The sequence below is a fragment of the Nocardia wallacei genome (assembly GCF_014466955.1).
Classification (GTDB): Bacteria; Actinomycetota; Actinomycetes; order Mycobacteriales; family Mycobacteriaceae; genus Nocardia; species Nocardia wallacei.
On record NZ_AP023396.1, the window covers coordinates 1,329,617 to 1,353,023 of the forward strand.

At 70.8% G+C, this 23,407-nt stretch carries 25 protein-coding genes; 14 read left to right on the top strand and 11 right to left on the bottom strand.

All coding sequences use genetic code 11. The features are described from left to right. Window positions 1–80 precede the first annotated feature (80 nt). Window positions 81–1,250 (top strand): glycogen synthase, encoded by a 1,170-nt coding sequence (gene glgA / locus NWFMUON74_RS06145; protein ID WP_187688960.1) that lies wholly within the window; start codon window positions 81–83, stop codon window positions 1,248–1,250. Between the two features lie 167 nt (window positions 1,251–1,417). Further along, window positions 1,418–1,795 (top strand): YybH family protein, encoded by a 378-nt coding sequence (locus NWFMUON74_RS35880; protein WP_187687007.1) that lies wholly within the window; start codon window positions 1,418–1,420, stop codon window positions 1,793–1,795. On the opposite strand, the gene NWFMUON74_RS06155 is transcribed toward NWFMUON74_RS35880, so the two are convergent. The 5 genes from NWFMUON74_RS06155 to NWFMUON74_RS06175 all read right to left on the bottom strand — a co-directional run bounded on the left by NWFMUON74_RS06155 (window position 1,792) and on the right by NWFMUON74_RS06175 (window position 4,724). Next, complete coding sequence (locus NWFMUON74_RS06155; RefSeq protein WP_187687008.1) at window positions 1,792–2,658, bottom strand: putative RNA methyltransferase; 867 nt, start codon at window positions 2,656–2,658, stop codon at window positions 1,792–1,794. The genes NWFMUON74_RS35880 and NWFMUON74_RS06155 overlap by 4 nt on opposite strands. 15 nt (window positions 2,659–2,673) lie before the next feature. Then, window positions 2,674–2,841, bottom strand: coding sequence for a DUF3117 domain-containing protein (locus NWFMUON74_RS06160; RefSeq protein WP_019929283.1), 168 nt, complete (start codon window positions 2,839–2,841; stop codon window positions 2,674–2,676). 180 nt (window positions 2,842–3,021) lie between these two features. After that, window positions 3,022–3,600, bottom strand: coding sequence for a DNA-3-methyladenine glycosylase I (locus tag NWFMUON74_RS06165; RefSeq protein ID WP_425300925.1), 579 nt, complete (start codon window positions 3,598–3,600; stop codon window positions 3,022–3,024). Continuing rightward, window positions 3,597–4,415 carry a DivIVA domain-containing protein gene (locus NWFMUON74_RS36825; protein ID WP_425300526.1) on the bottom strand — a complete coding sequence of 273 codons (819 nt, stop codon included), beginning with the start codon at window positions 4,413–4,415 and terminating at the stop codon, window positions 3,597–3,599. Before NWFMUON74_RS36825 ends, NWFMUON74_RS06165 begins: the two co-directional genes overlap by 4 nt. Before the next feature lie 120 nt (window positions 4,416–4,535). Continuing rightward, entirely contained in the window at window positions 4,536–4,724 is a 189-nt protein-coding gene (locus NWFMUON74_RS06175) for a hypothetical protein (protein ID WP_187689628.1), read from the bottom strand. Between the two features lie 221 nt (window positions 4,725–4,945). On the opposite strand from NWFMUON74_RS06175, the gene NWFMUON74_RS06180 reads away from it, so the two are divergent. Together NWFMUON74_RS06180 and NWFMUON74_RS06185 are read left to right on the top strand one after the other, a co-directional pair. Beyond that, window positions 4,946–6,238: an NsdA family TPR-like regulatory protein gene (locus NWFMUON74_RS06180; RefSeq protein WP_187687009.1), complete on the top strand. Its 1,293-nt coding sequence runs from the start codon at window positions 4,946–4,948 to the stop codon at window positions 6,236–6,238. Continuing rightward, window positions 6,235–7,158: an aminoglycoside phosphotransferase family protein gene (locus NWFMUON74_RS06185; RefSeq protein ID WP_197986975.1), complete on the top strand. Its 924-nt coding sequence runs from the start codon at window positions 6,235–6,237 to the stop codon at window positions 7,156–7,158. The genes NWFMUON74_RS06180 and NWFMUON74_RS06185 overlap by 4 nt, the downstream gene beginning before the upstream one ends. A 138-nt stretch (window positions 7,159–7,296) precedes the next feature. Here the strand turns inward: NWFMUON74_RS06185 and NWFMUON74_RS06190 are convergent, their stop codons facing one another. The 5 genes from NWFMUON74_RS06190 to NWFMUON74_RS06210 all read right to left on the bottom strand — a co-directional run bounded on the left by NWFMUON74_RS06190 (window position 7,297) and on the right by NWFMUON74_RS06210 (window position 12,883). Continuing rightward, window positions 7,297–8,433 (bottom strand): Mrp/NBP35 family ATP-binding protein, encoded by a 1,137-nt coding sequence (locus tag NWFMUON74_RS06190; RefSeq protein WP_187687010.1) that lies wholly within the window; start codon window positions 8,431–8,433, stop codon window positions 7,297–7,299. A 20-nt stretch (window positions 8,434–8,453) separates the two neighbouring features. Beyond that, window positions 8,454–9,302 (bottom strand): lytic transglycosylase domain-containing protein, encoded by an 849-nt coding sequence (locus tag NWFMUON74_RS06195; protein ID WP_187687011.1) that lies wholly within the window; start codon window positions 9,300–9,302, stop codon window positions 8,454–8,456. 124 nt (window positions 9,303–9,426) lie between these two features. Then, the gene (locus NWFMUON74_RS06200; protein WP_187687012.1) at window positions 9,427–10,881 is read right to left on the bottom strand and encodes a lytic transglycosylase domain-containing protein; all 1,455 of its coding nucleotides are present in this window, start codon (window positions 10,879–10,881) and stop codon (window positions 9,427–9,429) included. 119 nt (window positions 10,882–11,000) lie between these two features. Further along, window positions 11,001–11,585 (bottom strand): DUF1003 domain-containing protein, encoded by a 585-nt coding sequence (locus tag NWFMUON74_RS06205; protein WP_187687013.1) that lies wholly within the window; start codon window positions 11,583–11,585, stop codon window positions 11,001–11,003. Further along, window positions 11,582–12,883 (bottom strand): magnesium transporter, encoded by a 1,302-nt coding sequence (locus tag NWFMUON74_RS06210; RefSeq protein ID WP_187687014.1) that lies wholly within the window; start codon window positions 12,881–12,883, stop codon window positions 11,582–11,584. The genes NWFMUON74_RS06205 and NWFMUON74_RS06210 overlap by 4 nt, the downstream gene beginning before the upstream one ends. Before the next feature lie 52 nt (window positions 12,884–12,935). Between NWFMUON74_RS06210 and NWFMUON74_RS06215 the strand changes: the two genes are divergently transcribed. From NWFMUON74_RS06215 to NWFMUON74_RS06230, 4 genes are all read left to right on the top strand, one after another. Next, the gene (locus NWFMUON74_RS06215; RefSeq protein ID WP_187687015.1) at window positions 12,936–13,913 is read left to right on the top strand and encodes an HpcH/HpaI aldolase/citrate lyase family protein; all 978 of its coding nucleotides are present in this window, start codon (window positions 12,936–12,938) and stop codon (window positions 13,911–13,913) included. A gap of 143 nt (window positions 13,914–14,056) precedes the next feature. Beyond that, window positions 14,057–14,548, top strand: coding sequence for a YflT domain-containing protein (locus NWFMUON74_RS06220; protein WP_187687016.1), 492 nt, complete (start codon window positions 14,057–14,059; stop codon window positions 14,546–14,548). Window positions 14,549–14,551: 3 nt separating this feature from the next. After that, the gene (locus NWFMUON74_RS06225; RefSeq protein WP_187687017.1) at window positions 14,552–15,127 is read left to right on the top strand and encodes a suppressor of fused domain protein; all 576 of its coding nucleotides are present in this window, start codon (window positions 14,552–14,554) and stop codon (window positions 15,125–15,127) included. A 101-nt stretch (window positions 15,128–15,228) separates the two neighbouring features. Then, the gene (locus tag NWFMUON74_RS06230) at window positions 15,229–15,390 is read left to right on the top strand and encodes a hypothetical protein (RefSeq protein ID WP_187687018.1); all 162 of its coding nucleotides are present in this window, start codon (window positions 15,229–15,231) and stop codon (window positions 15,388–15,390) included. Window positions 15,391–15,428: 38 nt separating this feature from the next. Here the strand turns inward: NWFMUON74_RS06230 and NWFMUON74_RS06235 are convergent, their stop codons facing one another. Next, on the bottom strand, window positions 15,429–16,505 hold the full coding sequence (locus NWFMUON74_RS06235; protein ID WP_187687019.1) for a magnesium and cobalt transport protein CorA: 1,077 nt from the start codon (window positions 16,503–16,505) through the stop codon (window positions 15,429–15,431). A gap of 61 nt (window positions 16,506–16,566) precedes the next feature. Here NWFMUON74_RS06235 and NWFMUON74_RS06240 point away from each other — a divergent pair, with 61 nt between their 5' ends. The 6 genes from NWFMUON74_RS06240 (at window position 16,567) to NWFMUON74_RS06265 (ending at window position 23,278) form a co-directional block, all read left to right on the top strand. Then, on the top strand, window positions 16,567–17,421 hold the full coding sequence (locus NWFMUON74_RS06240; protein WP_187688963.1) for a PHP domain-containing protein: 855 nt from the start codon (window positions 16,567–16,569) through the stop codon (window positions 17,419–17,421). 34 nt (window positions 17,422–17,455) lie between these two features. After that, window positions 17,456–17,722: a hypothetical protein gene (locus tag NWFMUON74_RS06245; protein ID WP_187687020.1), complete on the top strand. Its 267-nt coding sequence runs from the start codon at window positions 17,456–17,458 to the stop codon at window positions 17,720–17,722. A gap of 60 nt (window positions 17,723–17,782) precedes the next feature. Then, complete coding sequence (locus NWFMUON74_RS06250; RefSeq protein ID WP_232111114.1) at window positions 17,783–19,321, top strand: FAD-dependent oxidoreductase; 1,539 nt, start codon at window positions 17,783–17,785, stop codon at window positions 19,319–19,321. A 553-nt stretch (window positions 19,322–19,874) separates the two neighbouring features. After that, window positions 19,875–21,032, top strand: coding sequence for an NAD(P)-dependent malic enzyme (locus tag NWFMUON74_RS06255; protein ID WP_187688964.1), 1,158 nt, complete (start codon window positions 19,875–19,877; stop codon window positions 21,030–21,032). A 196-nt stretch (window positions 21,033–21,228) separates the two neighbouring features. Beyond that, window positions 21,229–22,224 carry a glycine betaine ABC transporter substrate-binding protein gene (locus NWFMUON74_RS06260; RefSeq protein ID WP_187687022.1) on the top strand — a complete coding sequence of 332 codons (996 nt, stop codon included), beginning with the start codon at window positions 21,229–21,231 and terminating at the stop codon, window positions 22,222–22,224. A gap of 88 nt (window positions 22,225–22,312) precedes the next feature. Continuing rightward, entirely contained in the window at window positions 22,313–23,278 is a 966-nt protein-coding gene (locus NWFMUON74_RS06265; protein WP_187687023.1) for a DMT family transporter, read from the top strand. Window positions 23,279–23,407: the final 129 nt, after the last annotated feature.

A 23,407-nucleotide genomic window follows, 5' to 3' on the forward strand; every position in this document is an offset into this window, starting at 1 on the left:
AGGTGAACGATTAGGTTGGACCGGTGAGTTTCGGCCCGGAGGGCGGACGCGAGCCGACCGAATCGCGCGAGCGGAATCGGTTGCAGGTCGCGATGCTGACTCGTGAATTTCCGCCGGAGGTGTACGGCGGGGCGGGGGTGCACGTCACCCACCTGGTACCGCGGTTGCGACGGTTGTGCGAGGTCACCGTGCACTGCATGGGTGTGTCGCGCGCGGACGCCGTGGTGCACCAGCCGGATCCGATGCTGTACGCGGCCAATTCGGCGCTGCAGATGATGTCGGCGCAGCTGCGCATGGCCGATGCGGTCGGCGGGGTGGACGTGGTGCATTCGCACACCTGGTACACCGGGCTGGCCGGGCATCTGGCCGCCACGCTGTACGGCATCCCGCACGTGCTGACCGCGCATTCGCTGGAACCGCGGCGGCCGTGGAAGGCCGAGCAGCTGGGCGGCGGGTACCGGTTGTCGTCGTGGTCGGAGCGCAATGCGATGGAGTACGCCGACGCGGTCATCGCGGTGAGCGCGGGCATGCGCCGCGATGTGCTGGACGCCTATCCGACCATCGATCCCGAGCGGGTTCACGTGGTGCACAACGGGATCGACGCGCAGGCGTGGTGTCCCGGTGGGCCGATCGACGGCGCCCGGGACGTGCTGGCCGAGCTCGGGGTGCGCACCGACGCGCCGATCGTCGCGTTCGTCGGCCGCATCACCCGGCAGAAGGGCGTGTCGCATCTGCTGGCCGCCGCGCGGGAATTCGATCCGGACATCCAGCTGGTGCTGTGCGCGGGAGCGCCCGACACGCCGCAACTGGAGGCCGAGGTGTCGGCGGCGGTGGCGGAGCTGTCTCGTCGCCGCGGCGGCGTGTTCTGGGTGCGGGAGATGCTGCCCACCGAACAGGTGCGCCAGATCCTGGCCGCCGCGACGGTATTCGTGTGCCCGTCGGTATACGAGCCCCTCGGCATCGTCAATCTGGAGGCCATGGCCTGCGGCACCGCCGTGGTCGCCTCGGACGTCGGCGGCATCCCGGAAGTAGTCGCCGACGGCACCACCGGTCGCCTGGTCCACTACGACGGCGAGGCCCCCGGCGATTTCGAATCCCACCTGACCCGAGCCGTCAACGCCATAGCGGGCGACCCCCTCACCGCCGCCTCCCTGGGCGCCGCCGGCCGCGCCCGAGCCATAGCCGAATTCGACTGGTCCCAGGTAGCCGAACGCACCGTCCACCTCTACGACAAAATCCGCAAGTCCTGACCCCGGCCGTACGCGCCAGGGCGCATACGGACGGGGAATGGGACGCACCGCAACTTCTTCGGCGCGCGGCCACCTGCATGGCTTCACGAGCAGCGCCGCAACTTTCTTTGGCATGTGGCCCCAACTATTCCCCGACCGTACGCGCCCTGGCGCGTACGGTCGGGGGCATGAACCGTGCTGCTGTGGAGGCTTGGGTGGAACGGTATGAGCGCGTTTGGCGGACGCCCGGGACTGCGGAACTGGGTAACCTCTTCGCCCCCGGTGCGAGATATCTGCCGTCGCCGTGGGCTACCCCCATTACCGATCCCGCTGAGCTGGCGCGATTCTGGGAGCAAGCCCGAGATAGCGCGGACGAGCCGTTCACCATGACATCGTCGGTGGTGGCCCTCGACGGTGATACCGCGGTCGTCCGCGTGGAGGTCGAGTACGCGCGGGCGGATCCGGCGCGCTGGCGGGATCTGTGGGTGCTGCGGTTCGGGCCCGACGGCCGGTGTACGTGGTTCGAGGAGTGGCCGTTCGCGCCCGAGCAGGCCGACGGGCACTAACGCGGGCGGTACGTCGACACCGTCACCGAGGCGGTTACCTCCACGATCTCCGGCAGCGCCGCGATCCGCTCGGCGCGCCGCGCGGCGGCGTGATGCGCGGAGGGGCCCATGCCCACCACGTTCGTGACATCGGCGTGGCCGAGCCGCATCGGAAACTCCACCACTCGTTCGGCCAGCCGGTCGAAGCGGCCGGACAGTGCCCCGGCCAGGCGCTCGTCCTTGGCCGCGTCCACGCCCACCATGTCCAGCGGGGCGATCAGCTCGGACAGATGCCGCGGCGTCGGCGTCACCACGACGAACATGCCGCCGGGCGCCAGCACCCGGGCCACCTCGTCCGGATTACGCGGCGCGAACACCGACAGCACCCGGCTCAGCGCGCCGTCGCGCACCGGCAGCCCACGCCAGGCGTCGGCCAGCACCGAGGCGGCACGCGGATGCGCCCGCGCCGCGCGCCGGGCCGCGAACTTGGACACGTCCATCGCGATGCCGTGTGCGCCGGGCGCGGCGTCCAGCGCCGCGGCCAGGTAGTAGCCGGTTCCCGCGCCGATCTCGAGCATCGAGCGCACCGGGGAGCCGGAGGTGAGTGCCGCCGTCGCGGCGTCGGCGATCGGAGTGAAATGCCGGGCGCGCTGGAAGGCCGCGCGCGCGTCCAGCATGTCGGCGGTATCGCCCGTCATCTTCGTCGACGCACCGGTCAGCAGGCTGACGTAGCCCTGACGGGCCAGATCGAAGGCGTGTCCGCGGGCACAGGACAGCGAGCGGTCGCGCACGGTCATGCCCGCTCCGCATTCGGGGCAGGCCAGTAACCGCGCGATCGCGGCGAGCGGCGTGTCGGTGTCCGCCCGCGCCGGAGTCACCGGCATTGATCGAACGAGCGGTTAACTGGTGACTTCGGTGAGCTCTTTGCCGAGGGCCGCGGCCTCTTCCGGCGTGAGCTCGACGACCAGACGCCCGCCACCCTCGAGTGGAACCCGCATGACGATTCCACGCCCTTCCTTGGTTGCCTCGAGGGGACCGTCCCCGGTGCGGGGCTTCATGGCCGCCATCCTCTGCTCCCTCCAGATCCGCGCGGTCTGCTGCGCACTTTCTTGGAACTCGTGTTGTCACCAACCGGTAGCCCACGCGCACGGCTACGCCGCGCCCGAGGGGCCACACCACGACTATTCTTCCTCATCACGGAAGTGGGCGGGTACCTGAGTTCGAAAACCGACCGCCGTGGCGCGTGTTCAACCGCGCACCTCGACCCAGCAATCGGCCACATGATCGTTCACCATTCCGGTCGCCTGCATCATCGCGTAAGCCGTCGTCGGACCGACGAAACGGAATCCGCGTCGCTTGAGTTCCTTTGCGAGAGCAATCGATTCGGGTGTGACGGCGGGCACGTCGGAGAGCCGCCGCGGGCGCGGCCGGGGCGCGGGCGCGAACGACCAGAGCAACTCGTCCAGCCCCGGCGAGAGATCTTCGGCAACCCTCGCGTTGGCGATGCAGGCCTCGATCTTGGCGCGATTGCGCACTATGCCGGGGTCGGACAGCAGTCGCTCGGCGTCGGCCGGAGTGAACCGGGCCACCCGGTCGATGGCGAAGTCCGCGAAGGCGGCGCGGAACGCGGGGCGCTTGCGCAGGATGGTGATCCACGACAGCCCCGACTGGAACGCCTCCAGGCACATCCGCTCGAACAGCGCGTCGTCACCGTGCAGCGGCTGTCCCCACTCCTGGTCGTGATAGTCCCGATAGAGCTGGGACGACTCCGCCCACCCGCACCGCGCCTTGCCGTCGGACACCACCTCGATCGATGCGGCGCTCACTGCGAATCCCGCCGCTCGCCCTGATCGGTGCCCTGCTGCCCCGGCGGTTGCACCTGCGGCACCGGACCACCCGGCCCGGCGTGATCATCGCCGCCACGGGCCAGTCCCGGCACCGACACCTGCCACGGCGGAGCCGCGCCCTGATCAGCGGTGGCCGGGGCGGCCCAGCCCGCGGCCGGATTCGCCGGCTCGATCCCGGAAACCACCCCGGAGGCGGCGGACGTGGCCGGTCCGCCGGGCGTTGTGCTTTCCGGGCTCGCGGGCGGGTCGTGCCGCGGGGCCGGATTCGCGGGGCCGGGCGCGGCCGTCTCGGGGCCGGGGCGGTGGGTCGGCTGGGTGGAGGATTCCCAGGCGGTGGGCGGGCTGGTGAAGGGACTGGAGTAGGCGGTGGGGTCGGTGTGGCCGTTGGGCGCAGACGCGGCGGACGAGCCGAATCCCCATGCCCGCGGCGTCCGGTCCGGATGGATGGGTTGTTCGAAGCCGGGTGGCGCGGCCGGGTACGACCCGGTGCGCGGGTGTGCGGCCGGTCGGTCGCCGCGGGCCGCGGCCAGCTGGGCCTCCAGCTCGTCGATGCGGGCGGCGAGGCGGGTGAGCGCCCAGTCCACCTCGCCGGCCTTGTAGCCGCGGAACACCTGCTGGAAGCGCAGCGCACGCACATCGCCGCCGCTGATGGCCGCGACCGGCAGCACCGTCGCCGTGGTGCCCTCGGGCAGCGGGCCCAGTTCCTCCCCGCGGCCGAACACGGCGCTCGCGACCAGGAACAGCAGCGCGGCCACCAGACCGACGATCAGCACGTACAACAGCAGCGTGAGCATACGGACGAGGATATGTGGCACCCGTGACAGGTTCGACGCCCCCGACGATGTTCGCCGCACCCGCGCGCCGGTCCGCTTCCCCTCGACCGGACCGGCGCACGCGAAACACCAACCCGCCGTTCACCTTTCCCCGGTGCGGCGGAAACAGTAGGCCGCCGCCGCGAGATACTGCCGGCAGCTGCCGCCGTGCCCGGCATGCACGGCGAGGATGAATCGGGCCCGGTCGTAGGTGAGGTCGGCCGGCTCGTGGGCGCAGTCGCGGCTGTCCATCAGCCACCGGTCCCGGACGTCCGAGGGCGGTGCGTGCATCGTGGTACCTCCAGCAGGTGTGCGGGTGCACCCGGCGCCGCGAAAACCGTGGGTCTCAGGATCGCCGCCCTCGGTTTTGTCGTCGAATTGCGAAGGATTTATCGCATCGGCACCGGGTGCGCCTTCAACTTTCGCTGTATTCGGTGCGTTACGAAATCGCGCAGCGTTGGCATTGGTGTTGGCTTACTGTTGGCACACGGGTGCGAAACAGGGAGTTAACAATGGTGTTGGGTCGTCCCTGGACCGGATTCGAGGCTGTCGCGCTGCAGGAGGCGACTCGAAAATCGGTGCGGGAGTTTGCCGCTCACCTCGGGGTGGAGATGACCACGGTGGCCAATTGGCGTTCCGGGCTGAGCGCGGTCACGCCGCGGCCGCTCACCCAGGAGCTGCTGGACACGCTGCTGGTACAGGTCGGCGCCGAGGTGCGGGAGCGGTTCGAGCAGATTCTGGCCGAAGGCGAGCAAGCCCTCGGTTCGCGCCGGATGCCCGCGCGCCGCGCCGCGGTGTCGGTGGGCGCGGTGGCCGCGGCCGGATCCGATGTGGCTCTGATGTCGCGGATCGACGACGCCCGGCTGGTGATCGACCGGACGCTGGCCGCGGGCACCGTCGGCCCGGCCATGGTGGAGCTGATGGAGGAGCGCGCCGCCGGGCGGATGCTCGCCTACACCCGCACCGCGCCGTCGGCCGTGCTGTCCACGGTGCTGCCGGATCTGCTGGAGGTGCAGTCGATTTCGGCGCAGCGCCAGCCCGCGGCCATCCAGGCGAGGCTGTCGGAGATCACCGCGGTGCTGGGCCTGCTGATCGCCGACGCGCTGATGAAGCTCGGCCAGATCGAGCGCGCCGACTACTGGTACGGCACCGCCCGCCTCGCCGCCGACGACACCGGCAACCGCAGGCTGCGGGCCAGGGTGCGCGCCCAGCACGCGATGCTGCCCTACTACTACGGCAGCCCCGAGCAGGCGGTGCTGCTGGCCCGCGCGGCCCAGGCGCAGCTCCCCGAGACCGCCGACGACGCGACCGCCCTGGCCGCGGCGGCGGAGGCCCGCGCCTTGGCCCGCCTGGGCGACGCCGACGGCGCCGAGCAGGCCCTGAACCGGGCCCGGCGGCAGATCGACGAACTCGGCGCCGCGGTGACCGACGAGGCGTTCCGGTTCAGCGAAAAGCGCTTGCTGCTCTATCAATCCGGCACGCTGACGAATCTGGGCCGCACCGCCGCGGCGCGGCGCGCGCAGGAGCGGGGCCTGCAGCTGTACCGGAACAGCCCGGGTGTGGTGGTGGATCCGGCGCTGCTCGAACTCGACGCCGCCGTCTGCCACGCCCTCGACGGTGCCGTCGACGAGGCCTGCGCACTGGCCGTCCGGGTGCTGACCACCCTCCCGCCCGAACACCGGACCACCATCGTGACGACCCGCGCGGCCGCCGTGGTGGACGCGATCCCCGAGCCGGGCCGCGGCCGCCGGGTGGTCGACGAGCTGCGCCGGTTGGTCGCGGCCGGCGCGGGAGCCGCGCCGTGACCACCGCGGCGGCGACCGGCCGCCGTCCCGCCACCGAGTTCACCGCGCAGCGCACCCGCTGGATTCTCGAAAAGGCCTGTCACGGTAGCGGTTTCGACCCGACCGCGGCCGAGCTGATGCGTCATCACACCAACGCCGTGTACCGGCTGGCGAGCGAGCCGGTGGTGGTGAAGATCGACCGGCCGTGCGGTGCGGGCGCGCCCGTCGATGTGGTGGCGCTGGTGCGCTGGCTCCGCACCCGCGACGTCCCGGCGGTGCCGTTGGCGGGGGTGGCGCAGCCGGTCGAGATCGACGGGTGCGCGGTCACGTTCTGGCGGTATCTGCCGCAGCACCGCGACATCGTCGCCGCCGATCTGGCCGGACCGCTGGCGCGGCTGCACGGCCTGCGCACCCGCCCCGCGCAGTGGCTGCCGACCCGCCACCTCACCGACACCTTCCACCGCATCGCCCGCGCCATCGACGCCAACACCATCCTGCCGCCCAGCGACCGCCGCCTGCTGCGCGCCGAACGAAACCGGCTGGCCGCCCGCCACGACAAGATCGTCTACGCGCTGGCCCAGGGCCTCATCCACGGCGACGCGCACCATCGGAACACGCTGTGGGACAACGCCTCCGAGCGCGGCGTGCTCTGCGACTGGGAGAGCGTGGCGATCGGCCAGCCCGAATGGGATCTGGTAACCATCGAGGTGCACTGCCGCCGCTTCGCCCACCACCCCGGCGAATACGACGGCTTCTGCCGCGACTACGGCTTCGACATCCGCGACTGGTCCGGGTTCAGCTGGCTGCGTGATCTCCGCGAACTCCGCATGATCACCACCAACGCCTACAAGTCCGCGCCCGGTTCCGCGAGCGCTCGGGAAGTGTTGCGCCGCATCGACGGCCTGCGCCACGGCATTCCGCTGACCTGGAACATCCTCTGAGATCCGCCGAACCGTCGCGCGGTCCGCGCGGCCGGTTCGGCCACTGCGCCCGGTCGGCGGTGCGACCGCGGGTCCCTACGCCGCAGCGGAGGACATGCCCGGACGAGAGATCCCGCTGGGCGACGCCGACAGCTGGCTCTACAGGTGGCGAGTCGTATCGATGCCCAGCGACATGCCCGCCAAGCCGCGGCGGCGGACCGCGAGTTTGTCGGCGATGTCGTTGAGCACCTGGGCCGCGGCGTCGCCGGGATCGCGCAGCACGATCGGCGTGCCCTCGTCGCCCGCCTCGCGCAGTTCCTGGGTGATCGGGATCTGGCCCAGCAGCGGCACATCGGCGCCGACCGCGCGGGAGAGCCGATCGGCGACGGACTGCCCGCCGCCCGAGCCGTACAGCTCCATCCGCGAGCCGTCGGGCAGATCCAGCCACGACATGTTCTCCACCACACCGGCGATGCGCTGCCGGGTCTGCAGGGCGATCGCGCCCGCCCGCTCGGCCACCTCGGCGGCGGCCGCCTGCGGGGTGGTGACGACCAGGATCTCGGCATTCGGAATCAGCTGGGCGATCGAGATGGCGACATCGCCGGTGCCCGGCGGCAGATCCAGCAGCAGGATGTCCAGGTCGCCCCAGAACACGTCGGCGAGGAACTGCTGCAGCGCCCGGTGCAGCATCGGGCCGCGCCACACCACGGGCGTATTGCCCTGGGTGAACATCGCGATCGAGATGACCTTCACGTCGTGCGCGACCGGCGGCATGATCATCCGCTCCACCTGGGTCGGACGCTGGTCGGTGCCGAGCATGCGCGGCACGGAGTGGCCGTAGATGTCGGCGTCGAGCACGCCCACCGACAGCCCGCGCGCGGCCATGGCCGCCGCCAGGTTCACCGTCACGCTGGACTTGCCGACGCCGCCCTTACCGGAGGCCACCGCGTACACCCGGGTCAGCGAGCCGGGCTGGGCGAACGGGATCACCGGCTCGGCCGAATCGCCGCGCAGCTTCTTGCGCAGTTCGGTGCGCTGCTCGTCGTTCATCACGTCGAGGTCGACGGAGATGCCGCCGACCCCGGGAACGTCGGCGACCGCCTTCGTCACCGACTCGGTCAGCGTGGTGCGCAGGGGGCAGGCCGCCGTCGTCAGATAGATCTCGACGTGGACGCTGCTGTCGGCGCCGACCGCGACGCTCTTCACCATGCCCAGCTCGGTGATCGGTTTGCGGATCTCCGGGTCGTTCACTTTCGCGAGGGCGCCCCGCACATCCGATTCCGTAACCACTGGCATACTGCCGAGTCTAGCGGCGGCTAGATCCGGGGCAGTTGCCCGGCGTGCGGCGCGACGCCGGTGCGGTAGGCGACCTCCCACGCCATCACGTTCGCCACGTAGGCCATCGAGTTGTTGTAGCGCATGATGGCCCGCGACTGCTGGGACAGGTCGTTCATGTCCAGCCCGCGGTCGCAGAGGTACTTGCCCGCGGTGAGCGCGGCGTCGAACAGGTCCTGCGGATCGGAGATGCCGTCGCCGTCGCCGTCGGCCGCGTACTTGCGCCAGGTTTCCGGGAGGAACTGCATCGGACCGACCGCGCGGGTGTAGGACGACATGCCGCCGTCGAGTTCGCCGTCGGTCGCGCGCACGACCTGGTTGCCGCCGAGGCTGCCGTCGAGCACCGGGCCGTAGATCGGGTCGAGCGGGTAGCCCTTGGCGTCGGCCTTGCCGTAGGCGTGGTGCGACTCCACCTGGCCGATGCCCGCGAGCAGCGACCACGGCATGTGGCAGTTCGGATTCTCCTGCGCCAGTAGGCGTTCGGCGTTCTGATACGCCGACTGCGCGATACCGGGCAGGCCCAGCGGCCCTGCCGGAAGCGCGGCCGGTACCCGGCCGTCCGGCTGCGCAACGGTTTTCACCACCGGCGGCCCCGGATGCTTGGCGGCCCGCAGCACGCCCTCGGTGTCGGGTACCACCGCCTCGGCCTCGGCGGTCTGCGCGGCGTCCGGATCCTGTTGCAGCGCGGACAAAGTCGCGTGCTCGGCGGTGTTGACCTCCGCCGCCGACGCCGCGCTCACGGCGACGACCCCTGCGGGGACGAGTCCGGTCAGTGCGATAACGGATCCGCGGCCAACATTTCTAGCCGGCTGTTTGCGGTGACGTCCCACGGTGCGGTGGCCCTCCAATGCTCGCTGTGAGCTTTTCGTGACACAACGAGATCAGGTTACCGCATCCGAGACCTTTTCGTTACTGCTTCGTGACCGTCTTTCTGTTTCGGTGGCCGAACAGGGGTTAAGGCGCCGGGGCGGGCAGCGGGATCACGATGCCGAAGGGCAGGGTGATGCCCGGCGCGGGCGGCGGCACCGGGGCCGCCTGCGGTGCCGGGGCCGCCTGCTCGGCCGGGGCGGATTCCGGTGTGAGGGCGGGGTTTTCGGCCTGCGGCTGCTCGGGTGCGGCGGCCTCCGGCGCGGGCGGCGCGGGGTGCGGCGCATTCGGCTGCCCGGGCGCCGGGGGAGTCTGCGCCGGGGGACTCTGCGGTGTCACGCATCCCGCCGGGGCGTTCGGATCAGGCGGTGTGGCGCCCGGAACCGGGGCCTGAGCCTCGGCGGGCATGCCCGGCGCCCATTGCTGCCGGGCCTGGTCGGCCGGCTGCATGGGCTCGGGCATCGGCGCCGGGATGGCCGTGGCGGGGTCGCACGGCTTGGGTGGCGGTGGCGGGCAGAAGATTCCGCACGGGATGGGTGGCAGCCCCGGGATGTTGATCATCACCTGGGTCTGCTGCGGCTGGGTCTGCGGGCGGACCTGCACCTGGCTCGGCGGCTGGACCGTGGTGGCCGCCGTCTCCGGCGGCGGCGCGGGCGTGGCGGGGAAGGTGTGGTTGACCGCGACCATGTCCGGACCGGTCGGCGCCCGCATGGCGCCGGGCGGGACGAGATCGGGGGAGATGTTCACCTGTGTCGGCGCGCCGCCGGTCTTGTAGGCGTTGGACCAGCTCAGCACGTTGGCGGCATAGGAAAGCGAGTTGTTGTAGCGCAGCACCGAGCGCAGTTCCTGCTGCGGGTCCCGCAGATCCAGCCCGCCCGAGCAGAGGTACTTGGCCGCGGCGAGCGTGGCGTCGAAGACGTTGTTCGGGTCCGCCACGCCGTCGCCGTTGCCGTCGGACGAGTAGTGGGTCCAGGTGCCGGGCAGGAACTGCATGGGGCCGACGGCCCGCACGTAGCCGCCGTCGGAGGCCTTGATGATCTCGTTACCGGGCAGCGTGCCGTCCAACGCGGGCCCGTAGATGGCCCCGACGGTGGTGCCCGCCGCGTCGGTGTGCCCGTTGCGGGCGTGCCCGGACTCGATGCGGCCGATGCCCGCCAGCAGGTGCCAGCTCAAACCGCAACCGGGCGCCGAGGACTGCATCGCCAGTTCGGCGTTGCGGTAGGCGGCGAGCACGATCTCCGGAATGCCCAGGGCCCCACCACCCGGCAGGGCGATGTCGCGCAGCGGCACGGTACCGGCGAAGGGCGCGGTGGGCGTGGTCATCGCGCGCAGCTTGCGCGGCGGCTCGGGCGCGGCGGGCACCAGCCCGGCCGTTTGATCGGCCGGGGCGCTCTGTGGATCCGTGGCCGAGGTCGCGGCCGCGAGCTGCGCGTCCGGCGACTTGGGCGCGCTGGTGCGGACCGGCGTGTACGCCGTCGATCCCGACGCCATCAAACCCGCCACCACCAGCGCCGACACGGTAATCGGACCAGATATTCGCATCGGCACACCAATCCCCTCGTAGCCATTCGGTGACCGCCCCGCTACTGTCTGGGCCAGTCACTTCCCGCAACGTGATCCAGGTTACCCGGCGGTCAGCTCGTTGTTGTCGTTATTTGCGGTCAGTTGCCGTCAATTTGTGGCGAAATAGGTACCCGGCTCCTCTTTCGATCGGTACTCTTCCGTGATTTGTCGGCCGGAACAGAATCTTCGTCGTTCCATGGTGAGTTCACCTCGAGGCGCGCCAGGGTGTCCTTGATGTCCTCGAGTTCCCGGCGCAGATAGTCCCGGGTGGCCACCTCGCCGACGGCGATTCGCAGTGCCGCCAGCTCCCGGGCCAGGAACTCGGTGTCGGCCTTGGTCTGCGCGGCGCGGGCGCGGTCCTCCTCGAGTGCGACCCGATCCCGGTTGTCCTGGCGGTTCTGCGCCAGCAGGATCAGCGGCGCGGCGTAGGCGGCCTGGGTGGAGAAGGCCAGATTCAGCAGGATGAACGGGTACGGGTCCCAGCGCAGCCGCACCGCGGACACGTTGAGGATCACCCACACGATCACGATGACGGTCTGCAGCACCAGATATCGCCCGGTGCCCAGGAAGCGGGCGATCCGCTCGCTGGTGCGGGCCATCGCCTCGGCATCGAAATCGAATCGGAACCGGTTCTCCACCGGTGTCTCCAGCCGGCCACGCGGCTTGTCGCTGCGCTCGGTCATGACCGCTCTCCTTCGATCGCCATCGTCCCCGCGGCGTGCTCCTCGTCCTGTTCGCGCCAGTCCTCGGGCAGCAGATGATCCAGGACGTCATCGACGGTGACCGCGCCCAGCAGATGGCTCTCCTCGTCCAGCACCGGTCCGCACACCAGGTTGTAGGTGGCGAAGTAGCGGGTCACCGCGTTGAGCGGGGTGTCGGAGCCCAGGCACGCCAGGTCCTTGTCCACCAGGCCGCCGACCAGGCTCGCGGGCGGCTCGCGCAGCAACTGCTGGATGTGCACGCAGCCCAGGTAGCGGCCGGTCGGGGTGGCGGTCGGCGGGCGCACCACGAACACCATCGACGCCAGCGCGGGGGTCAGATCCGGATCGCGCACGCGGGCCAGCGCTTCGGCGACGGTGGCGGCGGGCGTCAGCACCACCGGTGCGGGCGTCATCAGGCCGCCCGCGGTGTAGGGGGAGTACTCGAGCAGGCGGCGCACCGGTTCGGATTCCTGCGGATCCATCAGTGCCAGCAGGGCTTCGGCCTCTCCGGTCGGCAGCTCGCCGAGCAGGTCGGCGGCGTCGTCGGGGTCCATCGCCTCGATCACGTCGGCGGCGCGTTCCACACCGAGCTGCTTGACCACCTCGAGCTGATCGGTCTCGGGCAACTCCTGGACCACGTCGGCGAGCCGCTCGTCGTCGAGGGCCCGGGCCAGCTCGATCCGGCGCTTCTTCGGCAACTCCCGCATCATGTGCGCGACGTCGGCCGCGCGCAGGCCCTCGTACTGCTCCAGCAGCGCGGTCACGCTCTGACCCGGCATGTTCAACTCCTGCTGGGTCAGGCCGCGCACGTCGGACCAGTCGACGACGTGCACCGTGCGCCGCCGACCCAGGCGCCGATGGCCGCGCACCGCCACCCGGGACACCAGCCAGTCGCGGGTGCGGGTCTGCTCGATGCCGAGATCGACCACGAACACGTCCACGTCCCGCAGCTCCGGGCGGTCCGGGTCGTCCACGCGCACCCGCGAGTCGAGAATCTGTGCCAGCGCGAGCATTTCGCTGGGCCGTTGCTCGAACCGGCGCAGGCTCACGGTGCCGGTGTTGAGGTTCACCGAGCCCGGCTCGATCGCGGTCACCCGCAGCATCGGCACGAAAATCCGCTTCCGCGTAGGCAGTTCCACCGCCATGCCCAGTACGCGCGGCTGCTGCCGGTCGTAGCGGATGGAGATCACCACGTCGCGGACGCGGCCGATAGACTCCCCGTCCGGACCCAGCACCACCAGCCCCGCCAGCCGGGCGGCGAAAACCTTGGTAGCTGCCATAGTGCAAGGCTATGTGGTGCAGCGCCGGAAGTACGAACCGCAGGAGCCGCGCATGTCAACTCGCCGAACCGGCCTCGCCCCCGCCCGACGCTCGGTGCTCGCCGTTCCCGGCAGCAATCCGAAGATGATCGAGAAGGCCAAGGGCCTGCCGGCCGACGAGATCTTCCTCGATCTCGAGGACGCGGTGGCGCCGGCGGCCAAGGCGACGGCCCGGGCGAATATCGTCGCGGCGCTGAACGAACCCGGTTGGGGCGAGCAGATCCGGGTGGTCCGGGTCAACGACTGGACCACCCAGTGGACCTACGCCGACGTGATCTCGGTGGTCGACGGCGCGGGCGCGGAACTGGATGCGATCCTGCTGCCCAAGGTGATCGACGCGGGTCAGGTGCGGGCGCTGGATCTGTTGCTGACCCAGCTGGAGAAGTCGGGCGGACTCGAGGTCGGCCGGATCGTGATCGAGCCGCAGATCGAGAATGCCCAGGGGCTGCGCAACATCGACGAGATCGCCACCGCCAGCCCGCGGGTGCAGACGCTGGTGTTCGGCCCGGCCGACTTCATGGCCAGCATCAATATGCGCACGCTGGTGGTGGGCGAGCAGCCCGAGGGCTACGACACCGGCGACGCCTACCACCACATCCTGATGACCATCCTGCTCACCGCCCGCGCGCACGGCCTGCAGGCCATCGACGGCCCGTACCTGCAGGTCCGCGACCCGGAGGGTTTCCGCCGGGCCGCGAACCGCACGGCCGCACTGGGTTTCGACGGCAAGTGGGTACTGCATCCGAGCCAGATCGAGCCCGCCAACGAGATCTTCTCCCCGCGCCAGGCCGATTACGACCGCGCCGAGGAGATCCTGGACGCCTACGCCTTCCACACCTCGGTCGAGGGCGGCGCGCGCGGCGCGGCCATGCTGGGCGAGGAGATGATCGACGAGGCGAGCGCGAAGATGGCGCAGGTGATCGCGGGCAAGGGGCGTGCGGCGGGGATGCGGCGCACCACCCGGTTCGTGCCCCCGGCTCCGGCCGACTGATCGGCCCGGGGCACATCACGAGCCGGATCACACCCGGTAAGGCCGCCGCCCCGGCGTGACCCTCGTCGCGTCTGGTCCGGACACGCGGGCCGGAAAGTGCCTTGCGGGCGCGAGTTGTCCCCGGACCTAGCATGATGGGTGATATGACCAATCCGTTGGGGAACGCGAATCGCAACCGGCCGGGTCTGCCGACGCCGCCGTCGGGCTGGCCGGTCGGGTCGTACCCGACCTACGCCGAGGCGCAGCGGGCGGTCGACTACCTGGCCGACAACCAGTTCCCGGTGGAGAACGTGACCATCGTGGGTGTGGACCTGATGCAGGTCGAGCGGGTGCTGTACCGGCTGACCTGGGGCAAGGTCATCGGCGGCGGCATGGTCTCCGGCGCCTGGCTGGGCCTTTTCCTGGGTCTGCTGCTGAGCCTTTTCACCACCGGCGGGGCGATCGGCCCGCTGGTGGTCGGCCTGGTCGGCGGCGTCATCTTCGGTGTCATCTCGACCTCGATCCCGTACGCCGCCACCCGCGGGCAGCGCGATTTCGCCTCCACCATGCAGTTGGTGGCCGGGCGCTACGACGTGCTGTGCGAGCCCAAGGCCGCCGAGCAGGCCCGCGACATGCTGGCCAAGCTGGCCCTGTAGTCGATGGATGTTCTCGGCGAGGTCCGAGCCGCCGCGCTCGGGCATTTCGGTGTGTCCGCGGCCGATTCGGCCTCGGTGACGTTCCTCGGGCTGGAGCCGATCGAGATCCTGCGCATCCCCGACGGGGAGTTGGTGCATTACGTGACTCTCGGCGGCGCGCGTCATCCGATGACCGATCCCACTGCCACGCTGGCCGATCCGGAGCGTGGGCCGCGCGCGGAACTGGTGCTGACGCTGCGCGGCGGCGTGGGCGGTCAGGCGGGGTTGACCAGGGGCCTCGGCATTCTCGTCGCCTCGCCCGCGGTGGAGGGCGTGGTGCTGCAACCGGACGCGCTGCTGGATCTCGGCGAACCGCTCTGGCACAACGCGCCGTTCACCGCGGCGCTGCTCGACGCGGCGGACCTGCCGGAGGTGCCGCTGCCCGAACCCGCCGAGCCTGTGCGGTTCCTGTCGGTCACGCCGATCACCGCCACCGAGGCGGCCTGGGTGCGAGTACGCGGGGCGAGCGCACTGCGAGACGCCTGGGCGGAAGCGGGAATCGACGTGCACGATCCGGGCCGGGGTGCGGCAAGCCTGTAGGACAGCGCTACAGGCAGTGGTTGCGGCGCGGGAGTGCGTACAGGCAGCGGTTGCGGCGCGAGGTGTTACAACCCGTGGTTGTGGCGGGTGCGCTATAGCCGGTGGTTGTGGCGGGTGTGCTGCAAGTGGTGGTTGTGGCGGGTGCGCTGCAGGCGGTGGTTGTGGCGGGTGCGCTGCAGGCGGTGGTTGTGGCGGGTGCGCTGCAGGCGGTGGTTGTGGCGGGTGCGCTGCAGGCGGTGTTGTGGCGGGCGTGCTGTAGGTAGTGGTTGCGGTGGCGGAGTGCGCGCAGGGAGTGGTTGCGCTATAGCCAGTGGTTGCGGCGGAAGGTGTAGAAGAGGCCGCCGCAGACGCTCAGGATGATGAGCCAGACCATCGGGTAGCCCAGGATCCAGTGGAGTTCTGGCATGTGGTCGAAATTCATGCCGTAGATTCCGGCGACCATCGTCGGCACCGCCGCTATCGCGACCCAGGCGGAGATCTTGCGCATGTCGGTGTTCTGCTGCACGCTCACCTTCGCCAGCACGGCGTTGATCAGCGCGCTCAGCATCTCGTCGAAGTCGCTGATGCGTTCGGCGGCGGCGGTGTGGTGGTCGGCCACGTCGCGCAGGTAGCGCCGAATCTCCTTGGGCAGTGGCAGATCCGTGCTGCGCGAGAGCATCTGCAGCGGCAGCGCCAGCGGATTGACCGCCCGCCGCAGCTCGACCACCTCGCGCTTGAGCTGATAGACGGCCTCGGTGGTGAGCCGGCTGCGCGGCGTGAAGACCTCCTCCTCCATCTCCTCGACGTCGTCCTCGATCTCCTGGGTGACCGACAGGTAGGAGTCCACGACGTGATCGGCGATGGCGTGCAGCACGGCGCCGGGCCCGAGCGCCAGCCGCTCCGGATTGTCCTCCAGATCCTGGCGCACCCCGTGCAGTCCGGTGTGTTCGCCGTGCCGCACCGTGATGACGAATTCCTGGCCCATGAAGATCATGATCTCGCCGGTCTCGACGATCTCGCTGACCGCGTGCAGATCGTGCTCGACGTACTTCACCGTGCGCAGCACCAGGAACAGCACGTCGTCGTAGCGCTCCAGCTTGGGGCGCTGGCGGGCGTGCACGGCATCCTCGGCCGCCAGCTCGTGCAGGCCGAAAGTCTTTGCCACATCGTCCATTTGCGTCTCGTCCGGCGCGTGCAACCCGACCCAGACGAACCCGGCGCCGCGCTCGCGGACCTCCGCGAGCGCCTCGGCGTGGGTGAACCGGCCCGGCAGCCGACGACCCTCCACATAGACCGCGCAGTCGATGATCGCGCGTGCGGTGGGGACCGGAATGCGGTGCGGCGGCTCTGCGGTTCGCCCGCGCCCGCGAAACGACGGCAGCGGCGGAATCTGCGGCATTGGGTGGATGCTACGCACGCTGATGGTCGAGGCCACACCACGGTTCGGCAAGATGGACAGGGTGCGCATCGACCTGCATACCCATTCCACGGCCTCCGACGGCACGGACACCCCGGCCGAACTGGTCCGCAAGGCCGCCGCGGCGGGACTCGACGTGGTCGCCCTCACCGACCACGACACCACCTCCGGCTGGGCCACGGCCGCCGACGCGCTGCCGCCCGGCCTGACCCTGGTGCGGGGCATGGAGATGTCGTGTGTGGGGCCGGGCGAGGACGGTTGGCCGGTGCCGGTGCATCTGCTGGCCTACCTGTTCGATCCGGCCGACGCCGCGTTCGCCCGCGAACGTGAGCGGCTGCGGGGCGAGCGCGCGGAACGGGTTCGCACCATGGCCGAGCGGATGGCCGCCGACGGTCTCCCGGTCGACCCGGACGAGGTCCTCGCCGCGGCGGGCCCGTCCGCCGGTCGCCCGCACCTGGCGCGCGCCCTGGTCGCAGGCGGCGTGGTGCCGACGGTGGACGCCGCCTTCGTGGATCTGCTGGCGCCGCGTGGCCGCTACTACGTCGAGAAGGCCGACACCCCGCTGCGTCGCGCGGTCGAGATGGTCGCCGCCGCAGGCGGAGTCACCGTGGTCGCGCACGCCCGGGCCCGCACGCGCGGGCGGCTGCTGGCCCTCGACGAGATTCGTGAGCTGGCCGCGCTCGGGCTGGGCGGGCTCGAGGTCGACCATCCCGACCATCACGACGCCGACCGGGCCGTGCTGGGTGAACTGGCCGCCGAGCTGAACCTGATCACCACCGGGTCGTCGGACTACCACGGTGCCGACAAGACCATCCGGCTCGGCGAATTCACCACGGCGCCACAGCATTTCGAGACGCTGGTGGAGAAGGCGTCCGGGGTGCCGGTGATCGCGGCATGAGCGGGCTCGGCGGAGGCGGCGGCGAGGTTCGCCGATGAAGGTGCTGCGCGCGGTCAGCGGCGTCGTCGCCGGTGGCCTGGTGATGCTGACCCTGGTGCTGTTCGGCGCCGCGTTCATGGGTGACCGGCGCGGGTTCCCGGGGCCCGGCACGGAGATGCTGGCCTGGCATATCGGGCTGGCGCTGATGGCCGTGGCCGCGCAGATTTTCGCCGACCGGAGTCGCGGTTTCGTGGCCTTTTTCGGGTCGGTGGTTGTTTTTGTGGCGGCAGGTTACCTATTGGTTACACAATGGTGGAATTAGGCTGATCCCAACGGTTGCGGTCGAATGAATTGTGACCGAACATTTTTCTTTGTGACTGAAATGTCGGTCGATGTGCTGGTGCTGGGTGGTGGGCCCGCCGGAGTATGGGCCGCGCTGGCCGCCGCACAGGCCGGCGCCCGGGTGGCGGTGGTCGACAAGGGTCGTTGCGGCAGCAGCGGCCCGACCGCGAAAGGTGCTGCCGCACTGTGGTATATCCCGCCCGGCCCCGCCCGTGCGGAGGCGGTGCGACGCAGCTACCGGCACGGCGGTCGCCTGGGCGATCCGGAATGGATGGATCGGGTGCTGGCGGAGACCTACCACCGGGTCGATCAGCTGGTGCGCTGGGGATATCGATTTCCGGTCGACCGGGTGGGACGGCCTGCCCGAATCTGCCTGAACGGCGCGACATATCTCGGCCGAATGCGGCGCGGTCTGCTCGCGGCGGGAGTACGCGTTCTCGACCACCACCCCGCCCTGCAATTACTCATCGATTCCGACGGCACGGTGTCCGGTGCGTGCGGGGTGCGGCCGCACGACGAATTCGACGAGTGGACGGTCCGCGCCGGTGCGGTGGTGCTGGCGACCGGCGGCTGCGCCTTCCTGTCCGGCGGCGCGGGCAGCGACGTGGACACCGGTGACGGTCTGCTGATGGGTGCGGAGGTCGGCGCGGAACTGTCGGGCATGGAGTTCTCCAACGCCTACGCCCTCACCCCGGTGGGCGATATCCGCCCGGCCCTGCACTTCGCCACCCTGTACGACGAATCCGGCACACCGCTCGGCGGCGCCGGGCTCGGCTCGCGGGCCGCGGCGTTCGCCGCCCTCGCCGACGGCCGCCGGGTGTATGCCGCGCTGGACGAGATTCCCGGCCCGCTGCGTAAACAACTGGCTCGCACGCCGTGGTTCACCGCCCGGGGCGGCGATCCGGTGCGGGTGCCGCTGCGCGCTGTCCTGGAGGGCACGGTACGCGGCACCGGCGGCCTGCAGCTTGCCGGATTCGACTGTGCCACAACGGTTCCCGGGCTGTACGGGGCGGGTGACGTGACCACGCGCGAGCCTGTGACGGGCGCGGTCGGCGGCTTCGGCGGTCAGGGTGGGGCCTGGGCGATGTCGTCGGGGGCGTGGGCCGGCGCGGGTGCGGCGCGGTTCGCGTTCGCGCGCGGACGGCCGGGCCGCGCCCGCCCGGCGCCCGGTGCGGGCCTGAACGCCACGGCCGGTATCGATCCGCGGGCTGTCGTGGGTCTGGTGCAGGAGCACACGCTGCCGTTGCGGCGCAGTTACTGGCGCAGCGCGGGCAGCCTGCGCGACAGCATCGCCGAACTCGACGGCATGTGGCCGGTGACGGAGGTCGATCTCGGCGGCCGCGGCCCGCAGCGGCTGCGCGCCCGGCAGGCGGCGGCGTTGCTGGCGGTGGCGCGGTGGACCAAATACAGTGCGCTCGCCCGCCCCGAGTCGCGCGGAATGCACCGGCGCACCGACCACCCGGACGAGGCCGGTGACTGGCGGGTCCGGTTGCGGGCCGGCGGGGTGGCGTCGGTCTGGGTGCGGCCGGAGCAGTGCGATCCGGGGACGGCCCCGCACCGGGATCTCACTCCGGCGTAACGACCTCACACCCGGTCGGCTCCGAGTGGTGCGACAGCTCACCCGCTCCGGCCGTCGAGCTGCGAGTTTCCGCTTACCCAGGGGTAATTCGAGGCCGCTACCCTCGGTAGATGGCAGCACTCGTCGCACAGCGATTTGGCAAGTCCGGGCTCCGGCTGGCAGAATGTTGCGGATTCCCGGCCGACGCCACCGCCCGGCCCGGGACGGTTGGTGAGTTTCGGTTCGTGACGCACGGCTCCGAATCGCGGATCACCCCACTGTATTGCCCGGACCCACCCGTCCGGTTCTCGCTCGACATATCTGTGCGGCGACCAGCGGACCGAATGCCGTCATGCCCCGCGTGACTTGCCGCGTCGTAGCTACCGCGCGGTATCGAACCGACCGCCGCGAGCGGGCGCAGCGAACCCGTGAGTAACCCGAAAAACCACTGATCCCGATACCCGGCGGTAACCGTCAGCCGGGGTAGCCACCACCGAGCAGGAGTGAGATCGTGTCACCCGTGACTGACGCACCGAACGCCGCCACGGCGAGCCGTGAGAATGATGCGGCCAGCCTGTCCGCCATTACGCACGAAGAAATTTTCGCGGGCCATCTCGGGGGCAAGCTCTCGGTGGAACTGGCCGCCCCGCTGGACACCCAGCGCGATCTCTCGATCGCCTACACCCCCGGCGTCGCGCAGGTCAGCCGTGCCATCGCCAAGGACGAGCAGCTGGCCAAGCGTTACACCTGGACCGATCGGCTGGTCGTGGTCGTCTCCGACGGCACCGCCGTGCTCGGCCTGGGCGACATCGGCCCGCGCGCGTCGCTGCCGGTGATGGAGGGCAAGGCCGCGCTGTTCAAGAAGTTCGCCGGTCTGGACTCGATCCCGCTGGTGCTCGACACCAAGGACGTCGACGAGATCGTGGAGACGCTGATCCGGCTGCGTCCGAGTTTCGGCGCGGTGAACCTCGAGGACATCTCCGCGCCGCGCTGCTTCGAGATCGAGCGCCGGGTCGTCGAGGCGCTGGACTGCCCGGTGATGCACGACGACCAGCACGGCACCGCGATCGTGGTGCTGGCCGCGCTCAACGGCGCCGCCAAGGTGCTGGGCCGTGACATCTCGGGAATGAAGGTCGTGGTGTCGGGCGCCGGTGCGGCCGGTGTCGCGTGCACCAACATCCTGCTGGCGGCGGGCGTGTCCGACATCGTGGTGCTGGACTCGCGCGGCATCGTCGGCCGCGACCGCTCCGACCTGAACGCCGTGAAGGCCGAGCTGGCCGAGCGGACCAACCCGCGCGGGCTCTCCGGTGGCGCCGCCGAGGCGATGGCCGGGGCCGACGTGTTCCTGGGTCTGTCGGCGGGCACCATCGCCGAGGATCTGATCGCGTCGATGTCCCCGGAGTCGGTCGTGTTCGCGATGTCCAACCCGGACCCGGAGATCCACCCGGAGGTCGCGCACAAGTACGCCGCCGTCGTGGCCACCGGCCGCAGCGACTTCCCGAACCAGATCAACAACGTGCTCGCCTTCCCCGGTGTCTTCAAGGGCGCGCTGGACGCGGGCGCCCGGCGCATCACCGAGGGCATGAAGGTGGCCGCGGCCAACGCGATCTTCAACGTGGTGGCCGACGAGCTGGCTCCCGACAAGATCATCCCGAGCCCGCTCGACCCGCGCGTCGCCCCGGCGGTCGCCGAGGCCGTCGCCGCCACCGCACGCGCGGAGGGCGTTGCGTAACAAGCTGTTTCGCTGACGAAGGCGCCCGGCCACCGCGGCCGGGCGCCTCTCGTTTCGCGGCGATCGGCGCTGGTTTCCACCACGCTGCTGGATCGGCGAAGCTCCGACTACGATTCGACTTCGGACGGCCACCTGCCGGTCGTCCGCGGTGTCAGCCGTGTCGTTCTTATCAACTATCGGGAGTGGGTGTCGCCGGATGGTGTTGGCCGCATCGGTGCGGATGTCGGCGCGCGCGGTGGTCGCGGTCCTGGCCGCCACGCTGGTTGTCTCCTGTTCGGACGGCGATTCCGGGGCGGCGATCACGGTCGGCGCCGGGAATTCCGCCCAGTCCGAACTGATCGCCGAGATCTACGCCGGGGCGCTGGCCCGCGGTGGCACGCCGACCGCCACCCGCACCCGGCTCGGGCAGCGGGGCGACTATCTGGCCGCGCTCGACGCCGGCACGGTGCAACTGGTCGGCGACGACAGCGGGGACCTGCTGAGCGCCCTGGACGCGGGGTCGCGGGCGCGGTGGCCCGACAAGCTCGCCGCGGCCGCCGCCACCACCACGCCCGCGCCCGGCGCGAAACCCGTTCCCGACGTGTCGGACGCGGTCAGCCGCGCGCTGCCCGAGGGCCTGGCGGTGTCGGATATCGCCGACGGCACCGATCTGCGCCCGTCCTTCGTGTTCGCGCCCGCGCCCGCCCAGCAGTTCCCGGACTCGCTGGCGGACCTGGCCCCGCACTGTGGCGAGCTGACCGTCGGCATCGCCACCGGCAGCGAACTGGATCCGCTGCGCCGTTCGCCGGACCCGCGCCACGACGTCCTCGACCCGCTGCACGCCGTCTACGGCTGCGACATCACCCACCACACGGTCTATCCGAGCGACTCCGAACTCCGGAAAGCGTTGCGGGACGGACAGATTCAGGCCGGTGTGCTGACCGCCCCGGTGACCCTGCTGCCCGGCGGGGCCGGTGAGCTGGTGCCGATCGCCGATCCCGACTACGCCTTCCGCGCCCGGAGCGTCATCCCGCTGTTTCGCAAGGGCGCGCTGAGCGGGCGCCAGATCAAGCAGCTCAATCGGGTGGCGGGCGAACTCACCACCGCTGACCTGGCAACGGACAGTCTGACCGAGATGGTGCGCCGCATCCGTGACGACCATGCGGTGCCGCGCGAGCTGGCCCGCGCCTGGCTGGACGCCCACGACATCTGATCCGGGTGCGCCCGGGCCCCGGTGCCGAGGCGCCGCGGTGGGCCGGGCGTAAAGTCGGGGAGAGATCGCCGACCATCCGGGGGTCCGCATGATCTTGGTAGTTGTACTGGGAGTGCTGGCCGCGTTCCTGTTCGCGACGGCCGGGTTCCTGCAGCAGCGAGCGGCCCGCGAGGTAGTGGCGGAACAGCCGCGAGCCGCGCGGGTCCCGGGCCTGACGATGTTGATGCGCCGCCTGTTGCGGAGCCGGACCTGGCTGCGAGGCTGGCTGACGAATCTGGCCGGCTTCCTCACCCAGGCCGCGGCGCTGCAGGTGGGCTCGGTCGCCGCCGTGCAGCCCCTGATGTCGACGCAGTTGCTGTTCGCGGTGCCGCTGGAGGCGGCCGGGCGGCAGCGGCGCCCGCTGCCCCGGGACCTGCTCTACGCGCTGCTGGTGTGCGTGGGGCTGGCGGTGCTGTTCAGCGTGGAGGGCGCCGCGCCGCTGTCGGGCGATCCGGAACGGTCCCGGGTGCTGCTGGCGACGGTCTCGGCGGCCGGACTGGTCGCGCTGCTCGCCGCGGTCAGCACCCGCTGTTCGATCCGCGTCGCGGCCAACCTGGTCGCCGTCGCCGCGGGCATCTGTTTCGCGATGAGCGCGGTGTTCATGAAGCTCACGACCGACGACCTGCTGCACCGCGGAGTTCCGGCAACCGCGGTGGACTGGCCGGGATATCTGCTGGCCCTGTCCACGCTGAGTGGCCTGCTGCTGGAACAGGCCGCCTTCGCCGCGGGCCCGCTGCCCTGGGCGATCGCGGCGATGAGCGTCACCAACCCCGTGACCAGCTACATCGTCGGCATCCTGGCCTTCCGGGTGACGATCCCGCTGGAGCCGGGCGCGCTGGCCGGTATCGCGGTCGCCGGTGCGCTGATGGCATGGGGGATCGCCGGACTCGCGCATTCCCCGCTGGCGCAGGCGTTCTACGACAACACCGAGGCAGCCCCGGACGACGAATACGCGCTGCGCGCCGACGGCGGCGGCTCCCCGACCAGTGCGGAACCCGGCGACGGTGGTCGCTGAAATCGCGACGCGCCGAGACAGCGGCGGCCGAGTATTCGTGACGGGCATCGAACCGCGGTCTCGAGCCCGTGTGGGCGGCGAGCGTGGCGCGGCGGCGGAATTCGAGCGCCACTTGCCGATAATTAGCCT

Bases quoted from the DNA above. Each gene is read 5' to 3' on its own strand.
- NWFMUON74_RS06160 (WP_019929283.1), bottom strand. From the start codon at position 2,841: ATGGCGGCCATGAAGCCCCGCACCGGGGACGGTCCCCTCGAGGCAACC.
- NWFMUON74_RS06265 (WP_187687023.1), top strand. From the start codon at position 22,313: ATGATCTTGGTAGTTGTACTGGGAGTGCTGGCCGCGTTCCTGTTCGCG.
- NWFMUON74_RS06250 (WP_232111114.1), top strand. From the start codon at position 17,783: ATGTCGGTCGATGTGCTGGTGCTGGGTGGTGGGCCCGCCGGAGTATGG.
- NWFMUON74_RS06205 (WP_187687013.1), bottom strand. From the start codon at position 11,585: ATGACCGAGCGCAGCGACAAGCCGCGTGGCCGGCTGGAGACACCGGTG.
- NWFMUON74_RS06210 (WP_187687014.1), bottom strand. From the start codon at position 12,883: ATGGCAGCTACCAAGGTTTTCGCCGCCCGGCTGGCGGGGCTGGTGGTG.
- NWFMUON74_RS06180 (WP_187687009.1), top strand. From the start codon at position 4,946: ATGGTGTTGGGTCGTCCCTGGACCGGATTCGAGGCTGTCGCGCTGCAG.
- NWFMUON74_RS06155 (WP_187687008.1), bottom strand. From the start codon at position 2,658: ATGCCGGTGACTCCGGCGCGGGCGGACACCGACACGCCGCTCGCCGCG.
- NWFMUON74_RS06175 (WP_187689628.1), bottom strand. From the start codon at position 4,724: ATGCACGCACCGCCCTCGGACGTCCGGGACCGGTGGCTGATGGACAGC.
- NWFMUON74_RS06215 (WP_187687015.1), top strand. From the start codon at position 12,936: ATGTCAACTCGCCGAACCGGCCTCGCCCCCGCCCGACGCTCGGTGCTC.
- NWFMUON74_RS06245 (WP_187687020.1), top strand. From the start codon at position 17,456: ATGAAGGTGCTGCGCGCGGTCAGCGGCGTCGTCGCCGGTGGCCTGGTG.
- NWFMUON74_RS06225 (WP_187687017.1), top strand. From the start codon at position 14,552: ATGGATGTTCTCGGCGAGGTCCGAGCCGCCGCGCTCGGGCATTTCGGT.
- NWFMUON74_RS06260 (WP_187687022.1), top strand. From the start codon at position 21,229: ATGGTGTTGGCCGCATCGGTGCGGATGTCGGCGCGCGCGGTGGTCGCG.
- NWFMUON74_RS36825 (WP_425300526.1), bottom strand. From the start codon at position 4,415: ATGCTCACGCTGCTGTTGTACGTGCTGATCGTCGGTCTGGTGGCCGCG.
- NWFMUON74_RS06190 (WP_187687010.1), bottom strand. From the start codon at position 8,433: ATGCCAGTGGTTACGGAATCGGATGTGCGGGGCGCCCTCGCGAAAGTG.
- NWFMUON74_RS35880 (WP_187687007.1), top strand. From the start codon at position 1,418: ATGAACCGTGCTGCTGTGGAGGCTTGGGTGGAACGGTATGAGCGCGTT.
- NWFMUON74_RS06235 (WP_187687019.1), bottom strand. From the start codon at position 16,505: ATGCCGCAGATTCCGCCGCTGCCGTCGTTTCGCGGGCGCGGGCGAACC.
- NWFMUON74_RS06200 (WP_187687012.1), bottom strand. From the start codon at position 10,881: ATGCGAATATCTGGTCCGATTACCGTGTCGGCGCTGGTGGTGGCGGGT.
- NWFMUON74_RS06220 (WP_187687016.1), top strand. From the start codon at position 14,057: ATGACCAATCCGTTGGGGAACGCGAATCGCAACCGGCCGGGTCTGCCG.